Annotated in this window: 2 protein-coding genes; one reads left to right on the top strand and one right to left on the bottom strand. The window is 75.6% G+C overall.

Annotation, left to right across the window (positions count from 1 at the left end):
* Positions 1-62: 62 nt before the first annotated feature.
* Positions 63-1,823, bottom strand: a complete 1,761-nt coding sequence (locus ACR9ZG_RS18235) for a DEAD/DEAH box helicase (RefSeq protein WP_481286260.1) — start codon at positions 1,821-1,823, stop codon at positions 63-65.
* A gap of 278 nt (positions 1,824-2,101) precedes the next feature.
* Between ACR9ZG_RS18235 and ACR9ZG_RS18240 the strand changes: the two genes are divergently transcribed.
* A complete protein-coding gene (locus tag ACR9ZG_RS18240) occupies positions 2,102-4,330 on the top strand; it encodes a HelD family protein (RefSeq protein ID WP_481286261.1) in 2,229 nt (742 codons plus the stop codon).
* The last annotated feature ends 139 nt before the right edge of the window (positions 4,331-4,469 follow it).

Raw genomic sequence — 4,469 nt, forward strand, 5'->3', positions numbered from 1 at the left:
AGATGTGTATAAGAGACAGGGCCGGGAGCGCCTCCCTATTTCCGTACTGTGTTCCGCCGCCGTCAGCCGCGGGCGCGGCGGCTGCCGTTGCCGCGGCGGGTGCTCGCGTCGACGAGCTGGCCGACCCGGAGGCCGCCGCGCGATCCGTGCGAGCCCGCGTTCGCGCCCGAGCCGTGCGAGGCGCCCGAGCCGGTGCGACCGCTGTGGCCCTGGGTGGCGGCGCTGCCGCGACGACGCTGCTCGCCGCCGGCCGCATCGCGACGTCCGGCGCTCTCGGAGCCGCCGCGGGCCGTGCGGCCCGCCTGCTCGCCGCGCCGAGTCTCGCCGGTGGCCGAGCCGTGAGTCTGCTCGCCACCCGCGGCGGCGCGACCGCGGCCTCCGCGGCGACGACGGCCGCCGCCGGCGCCGTCCGACCGGCCGCCGGCCGCTCCGTCGAGCGCACCACCGGCACGCCCGGCCGCCGACCGCTCGGCGTTCCCGCCGGAGGCGGCGCCGGAACCCGCGGCCTGCGAGCGCCCACGCCCGCGTCCGCCGCCGGACCCACCACGCCCGCCGCCGGACGCACCGCGTCCACCGCCGGCCGCGCCGCGCCCGCTGCCCGCACCGCCGCCGGCGGCCGCAGCCGCGGCGGCCGCCGCGACCTCGGGCGCCACGCGCGGCGCGCGCTCGCCGACCAGCTCGACGACCGCGGCGTGCGCGGCGTCGACCTTCTGCGGGGTCGCCGTGATGGCTGCGGCGCGCAGCAGCGCGCGGACGTCGCCGGCCTGCTCGGGCAGCATCACGGTGACGACGTCGCCGCTGCTGCCGGCGCGTGCCGTCCGGCCGGAGCGGTGGAGGTACGCCTTGTGCTCCGCGGGCGGGTCGACGTGGACGACCAGCTCGACCTCGTCGACGTGCACGCCGCGGGCGGCGACGTCCGTCGCGACCAGCACGCGCACCTCCCCGGAGCCGAAGCGGGCGAGGTTGCGGTCGCGCGCCGGCTGCGACAGGTTGCCGTGCAGGTCGACCGCCGGGATGCCCGACGCCGTGAGCTGCTTGGCGAGGCGCTTCGCGTGGTGCTTGGTCCGCATGAACAGGATGCGCTTCCCCCGGCCCGAGGCGAGCATGGTGACGAGGTCCTTCTTGTCGTCCGCGGACGCGACCTCGAACACGTGGTGGGTCATCGCCTCCACCGGGCTGTTCTCGTCGTCGACCGAGTGCATGACCGGGGAGGTCATGAACCGGGCGACCAGCTTGTCGACGCCGTTGTCCAGCGTCGCCGAGAACAGCAGGCGCTGCCCGTCGGCGGGGGTCGCCGACAGGATGCGCGTGACGCCGGGCAGGAAGCCGAGGTCGGCCATGTGGTCCGCCTCGTCGAGCACGGTGATCTCGACCGCGTCGAGCGACACGAGCCGCTGCTTCATCAGGTCCTCGAGCCGGCCGGGGCAGGCGACGAGGATGTCGACGCCGCCGCGCAGCGCCTCCACCTGGCGGTTCTGCGACACGCCGCCGAACACGGTCGTGATGCGCAGGCCCGCTGCGTCGGCGAGCGGCTGGAGGGTCGCGGCGATCTGCGTCGCCAGCTCACGGGTCGGTGCGAGCACCAGGCCGCGCGGACGCGAGGCGCGGCGCTTGCTGCCGTCGCCGAGCCGGGTGACGAGCGGGAGCGAGAACGCGATGGTCTTGCCGGAGCCGGTCTTGCCGCGGCCCAGCACGTCGCGCCCGGCGAGCGTGTCGGGCAGGGTGTCGGTCTGGATGGGGAACGGCTCCGTCTTGCCGTCGGCCGCGAGCGCGGCGACGAGGGGAGCGGGCACGCCGAGATCGGCGAAGGTCGTGGTGGTCACTGGTGCCTTTCGGGCATCGGGTCCCGGTTGCGCAGCACGGTCGGCGCGGCGCGACGGGAAGGTGGGCGAAGGCGCAGGGAGCGCATTCGTTCGCCGTGAGAAGTGCGCTGACAGCGCGGTGCGTTCTGACGACGCAGGAGTCCGATGGACTCGCAGTACCTCCACCCTAGCGTGCCCGGGCTGGGAGAGCGCCCGGACGGCGGTTCACGGCTGGTTCCCTGCATCCTCGGGCCGGGAGGTCGTAGACTGTCGGCCCGGAAAAGAGAGGTGGTCAGCGCGTGCACGAATCGGAGCTCGACCGGGAACGCGCCGTCGTCGCCGGGCTGTACGACCGGCTCGACGCCCTGCGGGCGGAGACGGCGGAACGCCTGGTGCGCGTGCGCAAGGAGAGCGTCGGCGGCAACCACCAGGCACGCAGCGAGCGGGACGCCTTCGCGCGCCTCTACGAGGACCAGCTCGCCCAGCTGCGGGAGGTGGATGCGCGGCTCGTGTTCGGGCGGCTGCTGCTCGACGAGCCGGTCGACGGCTCCGACCACCGCTACATCGGCCGCATCGGGCTCCGCGACGAGGACCAGCGGTCGCTGCTGCTGGACTGGCGGGCGCAGCAGGCGAGCGCCTTCTACCAGGCGACGGCGAGCGCGCCGATGGGCGTCCGCGCCCGCCGCCACCTGACGATGACCGGCCGGCAGGTCGTCCGCATCGACGACGAGGTGTTCGACGAGGCCCTGCTGGACGGCGACGCCGGCGGCTCCGGCGAGCAGATCCAGGGCGAGGGCGCCCTGCTGGCGGCGCTGACCGCGCAGCGCACCGGCCGCATGCACGACATCGTCGCGACCATCCAGGCCGAGCAGGACCGCATCATCCGCTCCGACCTCCGCGGCGCGCTGGTCGTGCAGGGCGGACCCGGCACCGGCAAGACCGCGGTCGCGCTGCACCGCGCCGCCTACCTGCTGTACGCGAACCGGCAGCGGCTGAGCTCCTCCGGCGTGCTGGTCGTGGGGCCGTCGAGCGCGTTCCTGCGCTATATCGAGGCGGTGCTGCCCTCGCTCGGTGAGACGGGCGTCGTCATGCAGACGCTCGGCGAGCTGTTCCCCGGCGTGGAGGCGACGGCTGAGGATGCGCCGGAGGCCGCCCGGCTGAAGGGCGCCGCCCCGATGGCCCGGCTGCTGTGGCGCGCGGTGCGGTCGCGTCAGAAGGCGCCGGCCGAGCCGCAGACCGTCGTGATCGACAACGAGCGGCTGGAGGTGCAGCCCGAGCTCATCCAGCGCGCCATCGCCAAGGCGCAGCGGACGGGCAAGCCGCACAACGTCGCCAGGGTCACGTTCGTGAAGAGCGCGCTGACCGAGCTGACCGACCAGCTCGCCGCCCAGCTCCGGGCGGGAGGCTCGACGCTCGACGACGCCGACCTGAAGGTGTTGCGGGAGGATCTGCGCACCTCGTACGACGTGCGTGTGCTGCTCAACACGGCCTGGCTGCCGCTCACCCCGCAGAAGCTGCTGCAGGACCTGTACGCGCGGCCCGCCTGGCTGGCGGAGCTGACCCCGCGCTGGAGCCAGGCCGAGCGCGACGCCCTGCGCCGGGACCGCTCTGCGCCGTTCACCGTCTCGGACGTCCCGCTGCTCGACGAGGCCGCCGAGCTGCTCGGGGACTTCCCCGGCCGGCCGGATCCGGCCGACCGCGAGCGCGAGCGGCAGCGCAAGCGCGACCTCGAGAACGCGCGCGCCGCGATCCGCAACATGGGCGTGCAGGGGCTGGTGAGCGCCGAGCAGCTGGCGGACGGCTTCGCCGAGCGGGTCGACCGCGGCTCGACTGCCGAGCGCGCCGCCGCCGACCGGTCATGGACGTACGGGCACGTGGTGGTGGACGAGGCGCAGGAGCTCTCCCCGATGCAGTGGCGCGTGCTGGTGCGGCGCTGCCCGATGAAGTCGTTCACGATCGTCGGCGACATCGCCCAGGTCGCCTCCGCCGCGGGCGCGACGAGCTGGGAGGACGCGCTGAAGCCGTCGTTCAAGGAGGCCTGGCGCCTAGAGGAGCTGACGGTCAACTACCGCACCCCGGCCCAGATCACCCGCGAGGCGGAGCGGATCGCGGCGGAGGCCGGCCTCCCGATCACCCCGACGCGCGCGGTCCGCGAGGGCGACTGGCCCATCCGCCGGACCGCGGCCGCGCCGGGCGATCGCGGCCTGGCGGACGCCGTCGTGGAGGCGGTGGAGCACGACCGCGGCATCGACGGCCAGGGCACGCTGGCCGTCATCGTGGCTCAGGACGAGGCGGAGGCCGTGGCAGCGGCCGTCCTGGCCCGCTTCGGCGACGACGCGGCCCGCGGGGCGGCGGGTCTGACGCGCCCGATCGCGGTGCTGACCGGCTTCGAGGCGAAGGGCCTGGAGTTCGACGCGGTCGTCCTCGCCGATCCGGCGGCGCTCGCCGCCGAGAGCCCGCGCGGCGCAGCCTCCCTCTACGTCGCGATGACCCGCCCGAACCAGCGCCTCACCCTCGTGGAGCGCTGACCCGCCCCCGGCGCCGCCCCCCGCGCCGAGTCGTGGCATGTGGTGACTTCTCGGCGGCCGGACCCGCCACGCCTCACCCCTCGGCGCGCGCCGCCCGCGGCCGCCCGCGCGCGGGGGGCGGGGGGGCGGGGGGCGGGCC

Source organism: Leifsonia sp. KNZ12-8B (assembly GCF_056755495.1).